Raw genomic sequence first — 16,280 nt, 5'->3', positions numbered from 1 at the left:
ATACGACGACGAGTCAGGTTACCGACGCCACGTCACGGTCGGACAATCCGGTTCGCCGAATCACGACGCCTGCAGGACGAACTGCCGTTCCGGTTCGCTCGACGGCGGTATCCGATCCCGCTGCAGAGCCCACGAGGCGATGTTGTGGAACAGCGGTGCCGCCGATTGTCCGCCACTGCCGTCGGAACTGCGCACCGGCGCGTCGAGCATCATGCCGACGACATAGCGCGGATTGTCCGCGGGCGCTATACCGGCGAAGGTGATCCAGTACGAGGAACTCGAATAGCAACCACAGTTCGGGTCGACCTGCTGCGCGGTCCCGGTCTTCCCGGCGATCCGATACCCGTCGACGGCGGCAGCGGACCCGGTGCCCATCTGGACGCCCGTCGGATCGTTCTGCAGGACCGACTGGAACATCGTGCGCAACGTGCGCGAGGTCTGCGCGCCCACCACGCGGACCCCCTCGGGCGCCGGCTCCTCGGTGCGGGTTCCGTCGGGCGCCACGGTGGCGCGCACGATGCGCGGGGGTATCCGGACCCCGTCGTTGGCGATCGCCTGGTACATCCCCGTCATCTGCAGTGTCGTCATCGACAGACCCTGTCCGATGGGCAGGTTCGCGAAGGTGCCGCCCGACCACTGATCCCGGGCGGGCAGCAGACCCGAACTCTCGCCGGGCAATCCGACCTCGGTGCGACGCCCCAGACCGAAGCGGTCGAGCATATCGGCGTACCGGTCCTCCCCCACCCGTTGCGCCAGCATGAGGGTGCCGACGTTGGACGATTTACCGAAGATCCCGGTGGTCGTATAGGGGGCCACACCGTGCTCCCACGCGTCGCCCACCGTCACCCCCGACATATCGATCCGGCCCGGCACCTGGTGTACCTCTTCGGGGGTGGTGAGCCCGTATTCGATGGCCGCCGCGGCCGTGACGACCTTGTTGACCGAACCGGGTTCGAAGGGCTGGGTCACCGACGGATTGTCGAGTCCGGCCGGGTCCCAGTGCTGCGGACCGAGCGCCGGATTGAAGGTGTTGTCGTTGGCCATCGCCAGCACCTGGCCGGTCTTGGCGTCCAGCACCACCGCGGAGGCCGATCTCGCGCCCGATCGGTCCTTGGCCTGCTGTACCTGCTGCTGCACATAGTTCTGCAGATAGGAGTCCAGGGTGAGCTCGACATTGTTGCCGTCCAACGCGGGCTGGCGGTCGCGCAGACTGCCCGGTATCACCGCGCCGTCGGAGCCGCGGTCGTAGGTGTAGGACCCGTCGGTGCCGGCGAGCGCCGAGTCCAGCGAGGCTTCGAGCCCGACCCGGCCGTGCCCGTCCCAGCCGGTGGCGCCGACGATATTGGCCGCGAGCGATCCGCCCGGGTATTCACGCAGGTCCTGGCGCTCGGTTCCGACCTCGGGGAACTTCGCGGTGATCTCGTCGGCCTTGCGTGGGTCGACATTGCGCGCCAGATATACGAAGGTCTGGTCACTGCGCAGTTTGTCCAGCAGTTCGGACTCCGGCGGCCCCTCGTCGCCGAGGACCTGGTGAACGGTACGGGCGATGTCTTCGAGCCGCCGATCGGGTTCGGGTGCGGAATCGTCCTTCGTGTGCGCGTCGGCGAGATCCTTGCGCACCCGGATCGGCTGGAAGTTCAGCGACTGGGCGGTGATGGTGAAGGCCAGCGATTTACCGTTGCGGTCGGTGATCGTGCCGCGGGTGGCGGGCAGATCCTGGTACGCGGTGCGCTGCCCGGCCGCCTGCGCGGACAGCGTGGGCGCGGCGATCGTCTGCAGCCACAGCAGTTGCAGGGCCACCACGGTGAGCGCGACCAACATGATCAACCGGCCGGCGCCGAGCCGGATCCGGACCGGGCCGTCCGGGGTGGATCGGCCGGTGCGGGGTCGCGCGGGGGGCCGGGATCGGGGAGGCGCGGATCGGGCGACCTCGGCGGATCGTTTCTTGCCGGTGCCGCGGCCGGCCGCGGCACCGGATCTCGGCGCGGAATCGCGTCCGCGACCCGACCCGCGCCGGTTCATCGCATCTCCTCACCCGTCGTGTCGGGCGGCAGCCGCGGGGTGCCGGCGGGCGGGACGCCGGCGACCTCCGGAGCCGGGACATCGGCGGCGACCGGGCCGCCGGCGGGTACTCCGTTCTCGGCGGGCGGCGCGACCGGAGTGGGCACTCCGTTGGCCGGCACGTCGGCCGGTAGCGGGGCATCGGCCGGCGCGACGGCGGCCCCCTCGATCGGCGCGGACTCTCCCGCCGGATCGACTACCTCGGGCGGAGCCGGCGGCGGCACCTCGGCATTCGCCGGAGCCGAACCGTCGGGGTCTTGCACCGAGTCGGGAGCCGGAGCGTCCGGTACGGGCGATCGGGCACCGAATTGATCGCCCGGCGCAGGAGCGGTCTCCGGGCCCTGCAGTACCGGGGCCGGGGCGGTGCTCGGCGCGGCCAGTACGTTGCCCTGGTTCGGGGCAGCCGAGTCCGTACGGGGCAGCGCGGGAACCGGGACGATCCGCTCCCCGGGATCCGCGCCGGCGCCCGGCGCCCCGGGACGGGGAGGGGCGTTCAGCGGCGGCGCCGGCGGGCCCTGGGCCGGCTTCGGCTCACCGACCACGGTGACCGTCCCGTCCGGGGCGACCACCAGGCGAGCCGGGTCCTCCGCCGGGATCATCCCGAGTTCCCGTGCGCGGGCCGCGAGTTCGGGCGCGGAATCGGCCGCGGCCACTTCGCGCTGCAGGGCGGCGCGTTCATCGGAGAGCACCCGGTTGGCTTCGCGGGCGTCACTGAGCTGGTAGCTGTCCTCGGCGGCGCGCGTGGTCAGCACCAGGGTGAGCGCGAGACCGCAGCCGAACATGGCGAGGATCGCGGCGACGAACGGACCCCGCCCGGCCAACTCGGACCTCGCCGCGACCGCCGGCGCCGTATCGGACGGGCCCGCGGCGCGCTGTCGGCGCCGGGCGTAAGCCCGTTGTGCGGCACCGGATCTCACCCGCTCCGCGTCGTGCACCCGGCGCGCCGGACGCCCGGTCTCGGTACGTGTGCCCACACTCATACCTGATACCCCCGTATCGGTGTGATGGCCCGCGGTATCGACCCGCGCGCTCCGCTCCTGTGGTCCGTCGTACCCGGTCGGTGCTCCTCCGACACCACCGCGGCACTCTGGACATCGATGCGATATCCGGTAATCGCATACGCACCGTCGTACCGGAACCGGGCTACGGAGACAACCGAATTCGGCGCCGGGCGAACGGCTGAACCGCCACGGCCGATGGTGCCGGTGTTCCGGATCATCCCGCCTCCTGCACGATTTTCTCCGCCGCGCGCATCCGGACCGGCGCGGCGCGTGGGTTCTCCTCGATCTCGGTGGCGCCGGCTTGCTCGGCGCCACGGGTGAGAATGCGGAACTCCGGTCCCATGCCCGGAAGTTCGACCGGCAGGCCGACCGGGGTCCTGGATTTCGCGCGATCGGCGAGTTCGTGTTTGACGACCCGGTCCTCGAGCGACTGGTAGGACATGACGACGATCCGGCCGCCCGGGCGCAGCGCGTCCAGTGCCGCCGGCAATGCCGCCCGCAGCGAATCGAGTTCGCCGTTCACCTCGACCCGCAAGGCCTGGAAGGTCCGCTTGGCGGGATGCCCGCCGGTACGGCGGGCGGGCGCGGGAATGGTGTCGTAGAGCAGGCTCACCAGTTCGGCGCTGGTATGCAGCGGCTGCCGGGCCCGGCGTCGGACGACCTCGGCGGCGATCCGATTCGCGAAGCGTTCCTCACCGTAAACTCGCAGCACCCGCGCGATTTCGCCCTGACTATAGGTATTGAGCACATCGGCGGCGGTCGGGCCGGTGGTGGCGTCCATCCGCATATCCAGTGGTGCGTCCACCGAGTAGGCGAAACCTCGTTCGGCCTCGTCCAATTGCATGGACGAGACACCGAGATCCATCAGGATGCCGCTCACCGAGCCGACGGCGGGCAGATCGGCCGCCGCGAGCGCATCGGCGATCCCGTCGTATCGGGTGTGTACCAGGGTGATCCGGTCTTCGTAGGGCCGGAGCCGATCACCGGCGAGCGCGAGCGCGCGGGTATCGCGGTCGAGTCCTACCAGGTGCAGATCCCGGTGGGTCCGCAGGAAGTATTCGGCGTGGCCGCCGAGACCCAGTGTCGCGTCGAGATACACCGCCGCCGGACCGTCGACTACCGGGTCGAGCAATTCGGCCGCGCGAGTGAGCAGAACAGGTACGTGTCGTGTGCCGTGCTGCTCACGGTTCAAATCGACCTCCCGGATTCGTGCCTGGCCCCGTGACGACCGGATTCGGGTCGCATCGCACCCGGATTCTCGGTGCGGATACCGGTGCCGAAGCGGTCGAACAATTGATTGCGTGAGATACGGCCGCGCCGACATCACCCGATCCAGCGCATTCACAGGAATTGCGACAGCGGGAAATCGGTGATGTACGAATGCCGCGGGGTCTCTGACCGAAGCGGCACCTGGCGTCGGGGAAGTACGTCAGGGTCCGCATCCGGGCAGAGGCCGCGTGGCACTCGCGCGGGCTAGAAGATTCCGCCCAGTGCCTCGTCTCTCGCTTCTGCGTAGTCCTCCTCGTGCTCGGCGAGGTAGGTCTCCCACGCCTGCTTGTCCCAAATCTCCAGGAAGTCGACCGAACCGATGACCGTACAGTCGCGGGTGAGGTTGGCGTACCGGCGATGTTCGGCCGACAACACGATCCGGCCCTGCCCGTCCAACGTCTGTTCGTCCGTTCCCGCCGCCAGCGCCCGGACGAAGGCCCGCGCCTGCGGGTTGCTCCGGGATGCCGACGCGGCGCGCCGGGCGAGTGCACTGAACTCGTCCTTCGGATACACGGCAAGGCTGTGGTCCTGTCCTTTGGTGACCATCAACCCTCCCGCCAGATCATCTCGAAACTTCGCGGGCAACGTGAGCCGCCCTTTGTCGTCCAGACGAGGTGTGTAAGTACCGAGAAACAACCCGATACCTCCTACCGGACCACCTCGAATGGTGTTGGCCGACTGCGCCGGCCGAGTGCCTTACGGCCTCTCCTGTAGTGCGCGCTCCACATTACCCCACTTTCCCCCACTTTCAATCGAAACACGGGGTGATGTGCCTCCCCGGCCGTCCGATTTCGCAGGTCATCCCAGCTATCACTCACGGGGTGAACTTTTCGCGGGCCCTGCCTCCTCGCGCGCGTCCACGCGGGCCGACTCGGACATCCCCCGTCAACTTCCAGCAAACCCCCTGTTCACACCCACTCCGCCGCCGCGGTGGGGCAGTGCGGAGGGGCCCGGTGGAGCGATGTGGGAAATGGGCGGGCGGGGACACGCCGCGACCCCCGCCCACCCGGCATCCCACAGGACGGGCGGTACCCGTACAGACAGCGGTGCCGCACCGGAAATCCGGTGCGGCACCGCTGTCGATCGTTGTGGCCGGTTCGGTTGCCCGGCTAATCCTGTTCGAACCTCCGGCGGAAACGGTCCTCCATCCGCTCGGTGAACCCGCCGGTCCGACGCTGGCGGCCGCGGCCACCGGCTCGTTCCGCCGGCCCGGATGTCCCGGGCGAATCGCCCGACGAACCGCCGCCCCGGCCCGGCGCACCGCCCTTGGCGCTGCCGAGCAGGAGCAGCACTCCCGCACCGAACATCACGATGAACCCGACCAGACTGATGATCGGAAAGCCGCCTGGTCTCACCGGAAGGGCGATACCCGCGACGAGTAGGACAAGGCCGAGTACGAACAAGGCCGCGGCCTGGAGTCTGCGACGACTAGAGGTCGTTCGAAGACGTCCACCGCGGACGGACGACGCGAACTTCGGATCCTCAGCATAGAGAGCGCTCTCGATCTGTTCGAGCATGCGCTGCTCGTGCTCGGAGAGTGGCACGGTACCTCCCCCGGCACTAGGACGTGGCTGTCGCCTCCGGGTAGGCGACAGATAACCCCTTGGCGGCTATCTGTCATCAATGATACGAGTTCGCCAAGAGCCGTACCACCATATGGGTGCAGCCGAACGAAGTTCGTCGCCGGATCGAATCCCGCCCGGAGCCGAAAGCAGAGGTCCGGCCACTGACGGCGACGGTCAGCGCGGCGCGCCGCCGCCTTCACCGGCCGCCCGCAGCCGTGCCGCCGGGGCTATGAGGTCCTCGACGTCGTGCAGGAATGCGCCCACCCGCGAGGAGAACTCGTCCGCCTCCGCATCGTCGATCGCCCGGGGCAGACCGGCCTCGAGCGCCGCTCTGGTCGCGGAATGGCCACTGAAGTAGTCGGCCCACATCACGAATTCGGGGGCGGCGCGCTGCAACATCACCCACGCGTTACGCGATCGCGCCCGGGGCGCGGCGTCGGCTCCGGTGAGCGCCAGCACCGCCCCCGCCCCGCGCAACGCGGCCAGGTAGGCGACGCGGAACCGTTCCCGCGGATCCCGTTCCCCCGCGGCCTCCATGAGCAGTCCGTCGGCGCGCCGTAACAACATCCCGGCCCGGCCCGGTTGCACCGGGTGAACGCTTCGGTCGGACATGGCCGTCCCTCCGTATCTCGCCCGTGGCACCCCGCGGCGGTCCACCGGTATGGCAGGCTGAGGTGCACCGTGGGAGCCGAACAGGCATTCGAACGTTTGGCTCGAGCTTGAATATAGAGACGACCACCGACATGTTCGCGTGCCCGAAATCCGCAGCTCCGGCCCGCCGACCGCGAAAGAGCCCACCGATACCGCAATGACCGCCGTCAAGTCGAACCATCTCCCCGCCCCGGTCGTCGTCGACCTCTCGGTTGCCGCGCTGCGCGCCCGGCTCCACGACGCGCTGGCGGTGTACGTCGCAGCAATGGAATATCCCCGCGGCACCGAGCATCATCGCGCGCCGATGTGGACCGAACACACCCACCGCGCGGGCTGGCAGGCCGTCGCCGCGGTGGTGCCCGAGGACAACGGCGAGTTCGACCTGCGCCGCTCCCCCATCGTGGCAATAGCCTACGGCTATCGTGGCGGGCCTCATCAGTGGTGGCAGCAACAGGTGCACGCGGGGATGCGCCGGGCCGGCTGGCCGGAGCCGGCCGCCCAGCAGCTGCTCGGCGACTATTTCGAACTCACCGAACTCCATGTACATCCGAGCGCGCAGGGTCGCGGCATCGGCGCGATCCTGCTCGAACAACTGCTACGGAACCGACCCGAGCGCGCCGTGCTGCTGTCGACGCCCGAGGTGTGCGCGGAGGACAACCGGGCCTGGCGCCTGTACCGGCGGATGGGGTTCCGCGACGTCCTGCGTGATTTCGTGTTCGCCGGCGATAACCGCCGGTTCGGCATCCTCGGCCGGTCGCTCCCGCTGTCATGAGCGTGGTGATCATCGGCTCCGGTCACAATGCGCTGGTGGCGGCCTGTTATCTCGCACGGGAGGGGCGGCGGGTACGGGTGCTCGAACGCGATGTCGTCCTGGGCGGAGCCGTTTCGACAGTGGAACGATTCCCCGGACATCGAGTGGACCGGGGGTCCTCGGCGCACCTGATGATCAGGCATACCGGGATCATCGAAGAGCTCGAACTGGACCGGTTCGGGTTGCGCTATCTCGACTGCGACCCGTGGGCCTTCGCCCCGGCCTGTCCGGACACCGGGGCGGCGCCGATCGTCTTCCATCGGAACCTCGACCGGACCTGCGCGTCCATCGCCGGCGCCTGCGGCGACCGGGACGCCGCGGCGTACCGGCAGTTCGTCGGCGTCTGGGAGCCGCGCGCGCGGCGGGTGATGCGTTCGTTCGGCGGCGCCCCTACCCCCGGCCGGTTGCTGCGCTCGTTCTGGGGCCTGGACGCCCGCGGCGGCGGGAGCGCCCTGTCCCGGGAATTCCTGCAGTCCGGTGACGCGCTGCTGGACACCTGGTTCGACGACGAACGCCTCAAGGCCGCGCTGGCCTGGTTCGGGGCCCAGTCCGGACCGCCGATGTCGGAGCCCGGAACCGCACCCATGGTCGCGTTCGCGGCCTTGATGCACACCCTTCCGCCGGGGCGGGCGGTGGGCGGGAGCGGAGCGCTGACCGAGGCGCTGGTCGCACGCCTGCGGTCCGACGGCGGCGAAATCGTGGCCGGTGACGCCGCCACCGCACTCACCCGCCGGAGGGACGGCTGGCGGGTACGCACCGCCGCGGGACGGGAATACCACGCCCCGACCCTGATCGCCGGCACCCATATCCTCACCACGCTGGAACTGCTGCGGGCCGGTGGATTCGATCCGGAACCGCTCGACCGGTGGCGACGGCAGATCAGGGTGGGACCCGGAATCGGCATGGTGGTCCGGGCCGCGACCAGCGCGCTGCCCAGTTATCCGGGGGCCACGGCCGCCGAGTCGGCGACCGGATTACAGCTGCTGGTCTCCGACCGCCGCCGGCTGGCGTCGGCACACGGCAACGCGCTCGGCGGGCGGCTGCCACCGCGGCCGGTGGTGCTCGCCATGAGTTTCAGCGCACTGGACCCGAGTATCGCGCCCGCCGGGCAGCACCAAGTCTCCCTGTGGTCGCAATGGCACCCCTACCGGCTCGCCGAACCGGGCGGCTGGGCACGGCACGCCGAAACCGAGGGCGACCGGATCATCGCGGAACTGGACCGCCACGCACCGGGTTTCGCCGCCTCCGTGCTGCGCCGGCACGTACAGACCCCGGTCGATCTGGAAACGGAGATGGGGTTGCGCGGCGGGAACGTCATGCACGTGGAGATGAGCCTCGACCAGATGATGATGTGGCGGCCGCTGCCGGAACTGTCCGGGCACCGGGTGCCCGGGGCCCCGGGTCTGTACCTCACCGGCGCCTCGACCCACCCCGGCGGCGGCGTATCGGGCGCGAGCGGGCGCACCGCGGCCCGCCTGGCACTACAGGACGGCCGTGGGATGCGCGCGTGGTTGCGCCGATGACGGTGCCCGGACACGGGCGCCGGACAGCGGACGCGCTGCCCGCCGGATTCCTGGCGCTGCTGGTCGGGACGCAGATCGCCTACCCGCTGACCAGCGGTTCGGCCCGCGACGCGGTGACGGTGGCCGTGGTGGTGCTGGCCGCCGGCACGGCGCTGCTGCATGCCGCGGTGACCCGCGGGATCCGGTACGCGGTCGGATTCGCCGTGATCGTCTCCGGGATCGGACTGCTCGCCGAAGCAGTCGGCACGGCGACCGGGGTCCCGTTCGGCGCCTACGACTACGCCGACGGGCGCATCGGTCCGGAACTGTTCGACGTACCGCTCGTGGTGCCGCTGGCGTGGACCGGCGGGCTGTACCCGATCTGGGTGGTCACCGGGTTGCTGTGCACCACACCGGTGACGCGGATCGCCGCCACCGCGGTCGGGGCGGTGGGCTGGGATCTGTTCCTGGACCCGCAGATGGTGGCCGACGGTCAATGGACCTGGCAGACCACCGGCTCGGGGCTGCCGGGACTGGAGTCCATCCCCGGCACCAACTATCTCGGCTGGCTGGGGGTGGCGGCGGTGATGGCCGCGGCGCTCGCCCGGTGGGAGCGGTCCGCCGACCGATCCGTGCGCAACGCGGTCCCGGTACTGATGTTCCTGTGGACCTGGCTCGGGTCGGCGCTGGCGCACGCGGTGTTCCTCGGGCTGCCGTACTCGGCGGTGTACGGCGGTCTGGTGCTCGGGGTCCTCGGGGTTCCGCTGCTGGTCGGGCTGGTTCGCGCGGCCGGGCAGCCGGCGGCCGGCCGCGATACCGGATCTGTCGGGCCCGTCGCATGGCGTGGGTGAGTTCCGGCCTGGCACCATGTCATCCGTGCCTCCGAGTCCCGTTACCGCGAAACCCGGCTCTCCGGTCCCCGCGCCGCGCTCACGCCGTCCGCTCCGGATACGGATAGCGGCGGCCCTCGTCCTGGCGGCCCTGCTGACGCCCGCGCTGGCCGGTTGCCTGCGCGTCCAGGCGTCGATGGGGTTGTCGTCCAACGACCGGGTCTCGGGCCGGATCGTCGCGGCGGTCGTCCCGGAGAACGGTGAGGACAAGGGCCCACAGTTCACCGCCCCGGAAGCCTTGGCGACCAAGGTGCGAATAGAGCCGTACAACCAGGACGGGTACGTCGGCAGCGAGGTGTACTTCGACGACCTGAACTTCGGCGAGGTCGAACAGCTGGGGCAACTCTCGGAGCAGGCCCAGGGGCTGTTCCAGCTGAAATTCCAGCGCAACGGCGACCTGGTCAGCCTCAGCGGCCGGGTGGACCTGGAAACGCTGGCCCCGCACGGATCCGATGTGCAGCTCAGCGTTGCTTTCCCGGCCCGGGTGGCCAAGACCAACGGGACCCGCGAGGGCGATTCCGTGGTCTCCTGGAAACTGCCCGCCGGTGAGGTGAGCACGGTCCGGGCCGAGGTCGGCTACGCCGATCCGAATACCCGCTCGTTCGCGGGCTGGGCCGGGATCGTCGGCGGTATCACCTTGGCCATCGCGGCGCTGGTCATCGCCCTCGCCTATCTCGATCGCAATCCACCCGCTCCCGGATCTCCGGCCGGGTTCTCCCTGCGCCGCTGGTGGGATCAGGTCAAGACCGACGCGTGAGATCCGCCGCGCGAGATCCGCGGAGGTGGAGCCGGCGTGCGGTGACCGCGGGAACCGGCCTGGCCGTGGGCGGCGCCGCGCTCACGGCCTGGAACCGGATCACGGTGCCCAGGCTGCCCGCCACCGTCGCACCCGTCACCGAATCCGTGACTGTCTGTGTACCCGCACGCGACGAAGCCGAACTGCTACCCGTTCTGATCGGTGACCTGCGCGCCCAGACCGATATCCGGCGGTTGCGGATTCTCGTCCTCGACGACGCCTCCACCGACGGCACGGCCGAACGCGCCCTTCGGGCGATGGACGACGACCCACGCTGCGTACTCCTGCGCAGTACCGCCGATCCGCCCCCGGGCTGGACCGGCAAAGCCGCGGCCTGCGCCGCGCTCGCCGAGCATGCGCGTGAATCCGGCGGGGATCCGGGAGTCCTGGTCTTCCTCGACGCCGATATCCGGCTCGCGCCCACCGCCGTCGCCGCGGCGGTGACCCGGCTGCGGAGGCAGGGCCTCGCCCTGCTGGCGCCGTGGCCGGAGCAGCGGGCGGAGACGACCGTCGAGCGTCTGGTGCAGCCGCTGCTGTGCTGGTCGTGGGCGTCCACCCTGCCGGTCGCGTTCGCCGACCGCGGTACTCGCACGTCGACCGTCGTGGCCTGCGGGCAGTTCCTGGTCGTCGACGCGGCGCGATACCGCACGGTCGGCGGGCACCGGTCGGTCGCCGGCAGTGTCACCGAGGACCTCGATATCGCACGGGTTTTCCGCCGCGCCGGATACCGTACGGCGGTGGCCGCCGCGGGCGAGCTGGCCCGGACACGGATGTACCGGGGCCCGGACGATCTCGCGGCCGGCTACAGCCGATGGCTCTGGTCGGCCTACGGCGGTTCGGTTCCCGGCGGTCTCGCGGTGGGAACAGCGGCCGCGTGGGCATACTGGCTCCCGCCGCTCGCCGCCGTCCTGGGCCGCGGCCGGATCCGCCGCATCGGATTGCTCGGGTACGCCGCCGCCGGCGCCGGCCGGATGCTGGCCCGGAGTATGGAAACCGGCCGGTGGCCGCACCGGCGCGACCTCACCGCCGCGCTGGCGCACCCGATGTCCGTCGCCACCTACCTGTACCTGTGGCAACACTCACACCGCGCGCGCCGCGGCAACGCTCTCACCTGGCGTGGACGCTCTCTCACCCCCTGCCAAGGCCTGGATTCTCACTGATTCTGGCTCTTGTGCCCGGTACGGACCGGAACGGATGATGAACCCGCCCGGCACGACCGGCGGGCGGGGCCCCGCGGGGCCCGGGGTTTCGAGGAGGCTGCACCATGACCATCGTCGGCCACACCAGCGTCGATACCGCGTGGACGCAATGGCTCGACCGATACTCGGTCCGGCTGCGCAGCCCGCAGGGCACCGATCCCGTCGCACGGCATTGGCTCAGTGAGTCACCGGAGCGCCTGCCCGGCCTCCCCGGCACCTGGTGGGTCGTCGACGGTCGGGTGTTCATCGCCGCGAAGCCGGGCGATCGACTCGACCATGACGGCGACCGGATCGCCGGTATCGAAATCCTCGATCCGGTCGACGGCGCGCCCGGGCTGATCCTGCGGCACGACGACCACGCGCTCGAGGTCGTCCGCCACGACGGCCGCACCGCGGTCCGCGTCTACGCGACCACCGACTGAGCCCTGCCCCGAATCGACTGCTGTCGGGTTCCGGCTCGGCGACGTCGGATCAGGCGCTGATCGGCGCGGTGGTCACTCCGTAACCGAGATTCGTCAGCACCTCGGACGTCGCCTTGGCGAAGTTGAGGGTGATGAAGTGCAGGCAGGGGGCGCCCTCGGCGATCAACCGCTGCCCCATCTCGGTGGCGATCTCGATCCCGGCGGCCCGGACGGCCGCGCGATCCTCCTCCGGTCCGGAACCCGCGGCCCGCCGGAGCCGCTCGAGCACCGGGGCCGGCAGCGGGCGGCCGCACAACTGCTCGGCGCGTTCCACGGTCCGCAGCGAGGTGATGGGCATCAGCTCGGGAATGATCGGTTTGGCGCCCTCCACCGGATCCCAGGCGGCGATCCGATCCCGCAGCCGCAGATAGTCCTCGACGTCGAAGAACATCTGGGTGATCGAGTATTCCGCGCCCGCACGCAGTTTCGCGGCCAGGTAGGTGGTGTCCTGGTCCAGGTCGAGTGAGCGGTGGTGTCCTTGCGGGAACGAGGCCACTCCGACATGGAAGTCCCCGAGATCACGCACGATCCGCACCAGTTCCTCGGCGTATTCCACCCCCTCGGGGTGTTTGTGCCACTCACCCAGCGGGTCTCCCTGCGGGTCCCCGCGCAGCACGAGGATATTGCTGATTCCGGAATCGGCGTACGCGCCGACGATGGATCGCAGTTCGGCGACGCTGTGCCCGACGGCGGTCAGGTGACCGACCGGCAGCAGGGTGGTCTGCTGGGCGAGTTCACCGGTGACCCGCACGGTCCGGTCACGGGTGCTGCCGCCGGCGCCGTAGGTCATCGATACGAACGCCGGGTGCATCCGCTCGAACGTGCGCACCGCACGCCACAGCCGCTGCTCACCCGCCTCGTCGCGCGGCGGCGAGAACTCCACCGAGAACGGCACGGCACAGCCGGAATGCCGACTCAAGCTCTGCACGACCGAAGGCGTCGCGGAGACGTCCGGTGACGTGGGGGACGGCCGGCCAGGGGTCGGGAGTCCCCGCGCGTTGTCGAAAGTCACCGGCCCAGTCTAAAGCGGAGCCCGGACCGGCCCTGACGGTCTCCCGTCCGGCCCGCCACCCGATCCCGGGCGGCGCCCTCGCGCGCGTATTCTGCGATCAGGTCCCGCCGCGCGGCGGGCGAACGCGGGTCGCTTCCGGCCCCGGGGCACGGCGACGCCTGCACCGGTGGCCGCGCCCGCGGCGGAACTACGAACTGGGAGGTCACCCTGTCCGCCGGAACCGGTACTCCGACCCGGTCGGGTCCCACTTCGGCCGTCCCCGGGACCGCGGCCTTCGTCACCGCCGTGGAACACGCACTCACCGAGTTCTTCGCCACCCGCCGCGAGGCGGTCGCCGAACTGGGCCCGGTGTTCGTCGAAAGCGTGACGGCGCTCGAATCGTTCGTGCTGCGCGGCGGTAAACGCACCCGGCCCGGTTTCGCGTGGATGGGCTGGCTGGGCGCGGGCGGCGATCCGGCGGGCGTCGAGGGGGCTGCCGTACTGCGGGCCTGCTCCGCCCTGGAACTGGTCCAGGCGTGCGCGCTGATCCACGACGACATCATCGACTGCTCCCGGACCCGGCGCCGCTTCCCGACGGTGCACGTGGACTTCGAGCAGCGGCATCGCGACTCGGCGTGGGCCGGGGATTCCGCGCACTACGGCGAGTCGGTGGCGATCCTGCTCGGTGATCTGGCGCTGGCCTGGGCCGACGATATGGTGCACAGCGCGGGACTCGATCCGGCGGCGCTCGCCCGGTTCGCTCCGGTGTGGTCCCGGATGCGCACCGAGGTGCTCGGCGGGCAACTGCTCGACGTGCACGGCGAGGCCAGCGGCGACGAATCGGTGGCCGCGGCGCTGCGGATCAACAGGTACAAGACCGCCGCCTACACCGTGGAACGCCCGCTGCACCTCGGCGCGGCCCTGGCCGACGCCGGCCCCGAGCTGGTCACCGCCTACCGGACCTACGGCACCGATATCGGGACGGCTTTCCAGCTCCGCGACGATCTGCTCGGAGTCTTCGGCGATCCCGCGGTGACGGGCAAGCCGTCCGGTGACGATCTACGCGAGGGTAAGCGCACCGTACTGGTCGCCGAAGCGCTGCAGCGGGCCACGGAGACGAACCCGGCGGCGGCCGGCAAGCTGCGCGCCGAGATCGGCACCGACCTCTCCGAAGAGCAGGTCGGCGAATTGCGCGCGCTGCTCATCGAACTCGGCGCGGTCGAGGCGGTCGAGGCGCGGATCACGGCGCTCACCGACCAGGGCCTGACCGCGATCGACGCGAGTTCGGCCACCCCGGAGGCGAAAACACGGCTCCGCGAGATGGCTCTGGCCGCCACCCGGCGCGCGGCGTGAACGCAGAGATCAGCGGACGACCGCGGCGGACGACCGCGCGCGGCCGGGCGGGACGAGACCGCACGCCACCGGGGCAGCCGTGAGAACGGTGGCGGGCCCGGTGAACCGGGTGATCGTGGTCGGAGCCGGCTTGTCCGGACTGTCGGCCGCGCTGCACCTGACCGGGGCGGGCTGCTCGGTCACGGTGCTGGAGCGTGCCGATCATGTCGGGGGCCGGGTCGGTCGGTACCGGTTCGACGACTACGAGATCGATTCCGGCGCGACCGTTCTCACCCTCCCCGAGCTCGTCGACGACGCGCTGGCCGCCGTGGGCCTCGACGCAGCGAGCGCCGACCCGCCGTTGCGGATCCGGCCGCTCTCCCCCGCCTATCACGCCCGTTTCGCCGACGGCTCCGACCTGCGGGTGTTCTCCGACCCCGACCGGATGAGCAGGGAAGTGGCCCGGGCCTACGGGCCGGAGGAGGCCGCCCGGTATCGGCGGTTGCGGGACTGGCTGGGCCGGGTCTTCCGGGCCGAATACGAGCAGTTCCTGGCGGCGAACTTCGATTCACCGCTGGATATGGTGCGTATCCCCGAGAAGCGGGCGGCACTGCTCGACCTGATCCGGCTGGGCGCGTTCGGACGGCTGGGCGATCGGGTTTCCCGCACCCTGCGCGATCCGCGGCTGACCCGCCTGTTCACCTTCCAGGCGCTGTACGCGGGCACCGCGCCCGCACAGGCGCTCGGCGTATACGGCGCGATCCCCTACATGGACACGGCCCTGGGCGTCTACTTCCCCGACGGCGGTATGCGATCGGTCGCCGAAACCCTGGCCGGGGCGCTCACCGCGACCGGCGGCCGACTCGAACTGGAGACCGAGGTCACCCGGATCGAATACGCCGGGGGCCGCGCCCGGCAGGTGCGGCTGGCCGATGGACGGGCCCTCCCCTGTGACGCGGTCGTGGTCACCGCGGACCTCGGATCGCTGGACCGTTTCGGTGCGCGGCCCAGGCGCGGGCTGCGGGCCTCACCGTCCGCGGTCGTCGCGCACGGGACCGTACCGGCCGAGATCGCCGAAACATGGCCGGTGCAGGCACATCACACGATCGACTTCGGCGCCGCCTGGGCGCGGACCTTCGCCGAGATCACGCCGCGCCGGGGCGGGCGGCTCATGAGCGATCCGTCACTGCTGCTCACCCGGCCCGCACTCAGCGACGCCGGCCTGTACCTCTCCCGCGGCGGCGCCCGGTACGAACCGTTCTCCGTGCTCGCTCCCTGCCCCAACCTGGATTCGGCGCCGCTGGAGTGGGACCGGCTGGGCCCCGCCTACCTGCGTGAACTGCTCGCGGTGCTGGAAGGGCGCGGTTACCACGGGATCGCGACACGATTCGACGTCGACCGTCTCGACACGCCCGCGACCTGGCGGGATCAGGGCATGCTCGCCGGGACGCCGTTCTCGGCCGCGCACCTGTTCCGTCAGACCGGCCCGTTCCGCACCCGGAATCTCGCGCGCGGCAGCGCGAACGTGGTCCTGGCCGGATGCGGCACGACACCGGGGGTCGGTGTACCGACGGCGCTGCTGTCGGGAAAACTCGCGGCGCAACGGGTTGTGGGCGAGAATCGCGTAGTCCGAACGCGCGCCCCTGCCACCGTCCGGCGGGCTTCCGCGACGGAAGCCGTAAACTGAGCGCCGACCTACACACCCGCGGTTGCGACCGCCGACCATTCAGGGGGGACCGACACCAGATGCC

General features: G+C 70.7%; 15 protein-coding genes. 8 read left to right on the top strand and 7 right to left on the bottom strand.

Annotation, left to right across the window (positions count from 1 at the left end):
* Nucleotides 1-60 precede the first annotated feature (60 nt).
* The 6 genes from OG804_RS31135 to OG804_RS31110 form a co-directional block, all read right to left on the bottom strand.
* Nucleotides 61-2,022 carry a peptidoglycan D,D-transpeptidase FtsI family protein gene (locus tag OG804_RS31135; RefSeq protein WP_442941685.1) on the bottom strand — a complete coding sequence of 654 codons (1,962 nt, stop codon included), beginning with the start codon at nt 2,020-2,022 and terminating at the stop codon, nt 61-63.
* Nucleotides 2,019-3,041 carry a hypothetical protein gene (locus tag OG804_RS31130; protein WP_328392201.1) on the bottom strand — a complete coding sequence of 341 codons (1,023 nt, stop codon included), beginning with the start codon at nt 3,039-3,041 and terminating at the stop codon, nt 2,019-2,021. Before OG804_RS31130 ends, OG804_RS31135 begins: the two co-directional genes overlap by 4 nt.
* A 235-nt stretch (nt 3,042-3,276) precedes the next feature.
* Nucleotides 3,277-4,254, bottom strand: a complete 978-nt coding sequence (rsmH, locus tag OG804_RS31125; protein WP_328392200.1) for a 16S rRNA (cytosine(1402)-N(4))-methyltransferase RsmH — start codon at nt 4,252-4,254, stop codon at nt 3,277-3,279.
* A gap of 281 nt (nt 4,255-4,535) precedes the next feature.
* Complete coding sequence (mraZ, locus tag OG804_RS31120; RefSeq protein WP_328392199.1) at nt 4,536-4,967, bottom strand: division/cell wall cluster transcriptional repressor MraZ; 432 nt, start codon at nt 4,965-4,967, stop codon at nt 4,536-4,538.
* A 473-nt stretch (nt 4,968-5,440) separates the two neighbouring features.
* Nucleotides 5,441-5,875 (bottom strand): DUF3040 domain-containing protein, encoded by a 435-nt coding sequence (locus OG804_RS31115; RefSeq protein WP_328392198.1) that lies wholly within the window; start codon nt 5,873-5,875, stop codon nt 5,441-5,443.
* Between the two features lie 195 nt (nt 5,876-6,070).
* On the bottom strand, nt 6,071-6,463 hold the full coding sequence (locus tag OG804_RS31110; protein WP_328398859.1) for an SAV_6107 family HEPN domain-containing protein: 393 nt from the start codon (nt 6,461-6,463) through the stop codon (nt 6,071-6,073).
* A 241-nt stretch (nt 6,464-6,704) separates the two neighbouring features.
* Here OG804_RS31110 and OG804_RS31105 point away from each other — a divergent pair, with 241 nt between their 5' ends.
* From OG804_RS31105 to OG804_RS31080, 6 genes are all read left to right on the top strand, one after another.
* Nucleotides 6,705-7,319, top strand: coding sequence for a GNAT family N-acetyltransferase (locus OG804_RS31105; RefSeq protein ID WP_328392197.1), 615 nt, complete (start codon nt 6,705-6,707; stop codon nt 7,317-7,319).
* Complete coding sequence (locus OG804_RS31100; RefSeq protein ID WP_328392196.1) at nt 7,316-8,881, top strand: phytoene desaturase family protein; 1,566 nt, start codon at nt 7,316-7,318, stop codon at nt 8,879-8,881. The genes OG804_RS31105 and OG804_RS31100 overlap by 4 nt, the downstream gene beginning before the upstream one ends.
* Nucleotides 8,878-9,711, top strand: a complete 834-nt coding sequence (locus tag OG804_RS31095) for a carotenoid biosynthesis protein (RefSeq protein WP_328392195.1) — start codon at nt 8,878-8,880, stop codon at nt 9,709-9,711. Before OG804_RS31100 ends, OG804_RS31095 begins: the two co-directional genes overlap by 4 nt.
* Before the next feature lie 16 nt (nt 9,712-9,727).
* Nucleotides 9,728-10,507, top strand: coding sequence for an LppM family (lipo)protein (locus OG804_RS31090; protein ID WP_442941684.1), 780 nt, complete (start codon nt 9,728-9,730; stop codon nt 10,505-10,507).
* A gap of 41 nt (nt 10,508-10,548) precedes the next feature.
* The gene (locus OG804_RS31085; RefSeq protein WP_328392193.1) at nt 10,549-11,706 is read left to right on the top strand and encodes a glycosyltransferase; all 1,158 of its coding nucleotides are present in this window, start codon (nt 10,549-10,551) and stop codon (nt 11,704-11,706) included.
* A gap of 104 nt (nt 11,707-11,810) precedes the next feature.
* Complete coding sequence (locus OG804_RS31080) at nt 11,811-12,167, top strand: hypothetical protein (protein WP_328392192.1); 357 nt, start codon at nt 11,811-11,813, stop codon at nt 12,165-12,167.
* A 49-nt stretch (nt 12,168-12,216) separates the two neighbouring features.
* Here the strand turns inward: OG804_RS31080 and OG804_RS31075 are convergent, their stop codons facing one another.
* Nucleotides 12,217-13,218 carry a methylenetetrahydrofolate reductase gene (locus OG804_RS31075; RefSeq protein WP_442941683.1) on the bottom strand — a complete coding sequence of 334 codons (1,002 nt, stop codon included), beginning with the start codon at nt 13,216-13,218 and terminating at the stop codon, nt 12,217-12,219.
* Between the two features lie 207 nt (nt 13,219-13,425).
* Between OG804_RS31075 and OG804_RS31070 the strand changes: the two genes are divergently transcribed.
* A complete protein-coding gene (locus OG804_RS31070; protein WP_442941920.1) occupies nt 13,426-14,550 on the top strand; it encodes a polyprenyl synthetase family protein in 1,125 nt (374 codons plus the stop codon).
* A gap of 79 nt (nt 14,551-14,629) precedes the next feature.
* Nucleotides 14,630-16,216 (top strand): phytoene desaturase family protein, encoded by a 1,587-nt coding sequence (crtI, locus tag OG804_RS31065; RefSeq protein WP_442941682.1) that lies wholly within the window; start codon nt 14,630-14,632, stop codon nt 16,214-16,216.
* Nucleotides 16,217-16,280 lie beyond the last annotated feature (64 nt).

The organism is Nocardia sp. NBC_00416 (genome assembly GCF_036032445.1).
Classification (GTDB): Bacteria; Actinomycetota; Actinomycetes; order Mycobacteriales; family Mycobacteriaceae; genus Nocardia.
This window is presented reverse-complemented; position numbering and strand designations above follow the sequence as displayed.

What these genes read in the sequence shown, in the direction of transcription:
- OG804_RS31135 (WP_442941685.1), bottom strand. Translation starts at nt 2,022, where the DNA reads ATGAACCGGCGCGGGTCGGGTCGCGGACGCGATTCCGCGCCGAGATCC.
- OG804_RS31130 (WP_328392201.1), bottom strand. Translation starts at nt 3,041, where the DNA reads ATGAGTGTGGGCACACGTACCGAGACCGGGCGTCCGGCGCGCCGGGTG.
- OG804_RS31110 (WP_328398859.1), bottom strand. Translation starts at nt 6,463, where the DNA reads ATGTTGTTACGGCGCGCCGACGGACTGCTCATGGAGGCCGCGGGGGAA.
- OG804_RS31105 (WP_328392197.1), top strand. Translation starts at nt 6,705, where the DNA reads ATGACCGCCGTCAAGTCGAACCATCTCCCCGCCCCGGTCGTCGTCGAC.
- OG804_RS31100 (WP_328392196.1), top strand. Translation starts at nt 7,316, where the DNA reads ATGAGCGTGGTGATCATCGGCTCCGGTCACAATGCGCTGGTGGCGGCC.
- OG804_RS31095 (WP_328392195.1), top strand. Translation starts at nt 8,878, where the DNA reads ATGACGGTGCCCGGACACGGGCGCCGGACAGCGGACGCGCTGCCCGCC.
- OG804_RS31090 (WP_442941684.1), top strand. Translation starts at nt 9,728, where the DNA reads ATGTCATCCGTGCCTCCGAGTCCCGTTACCGCGAAACCCGGCTCTCCG.
- OG804_RS31080 (WP_328392192.1), top strand. Translation starts at nt 11,811, where the DNA reads ATGACCATCGTCGGCCACACCAGCGTCGATACCGCGTGGACGCAATGG.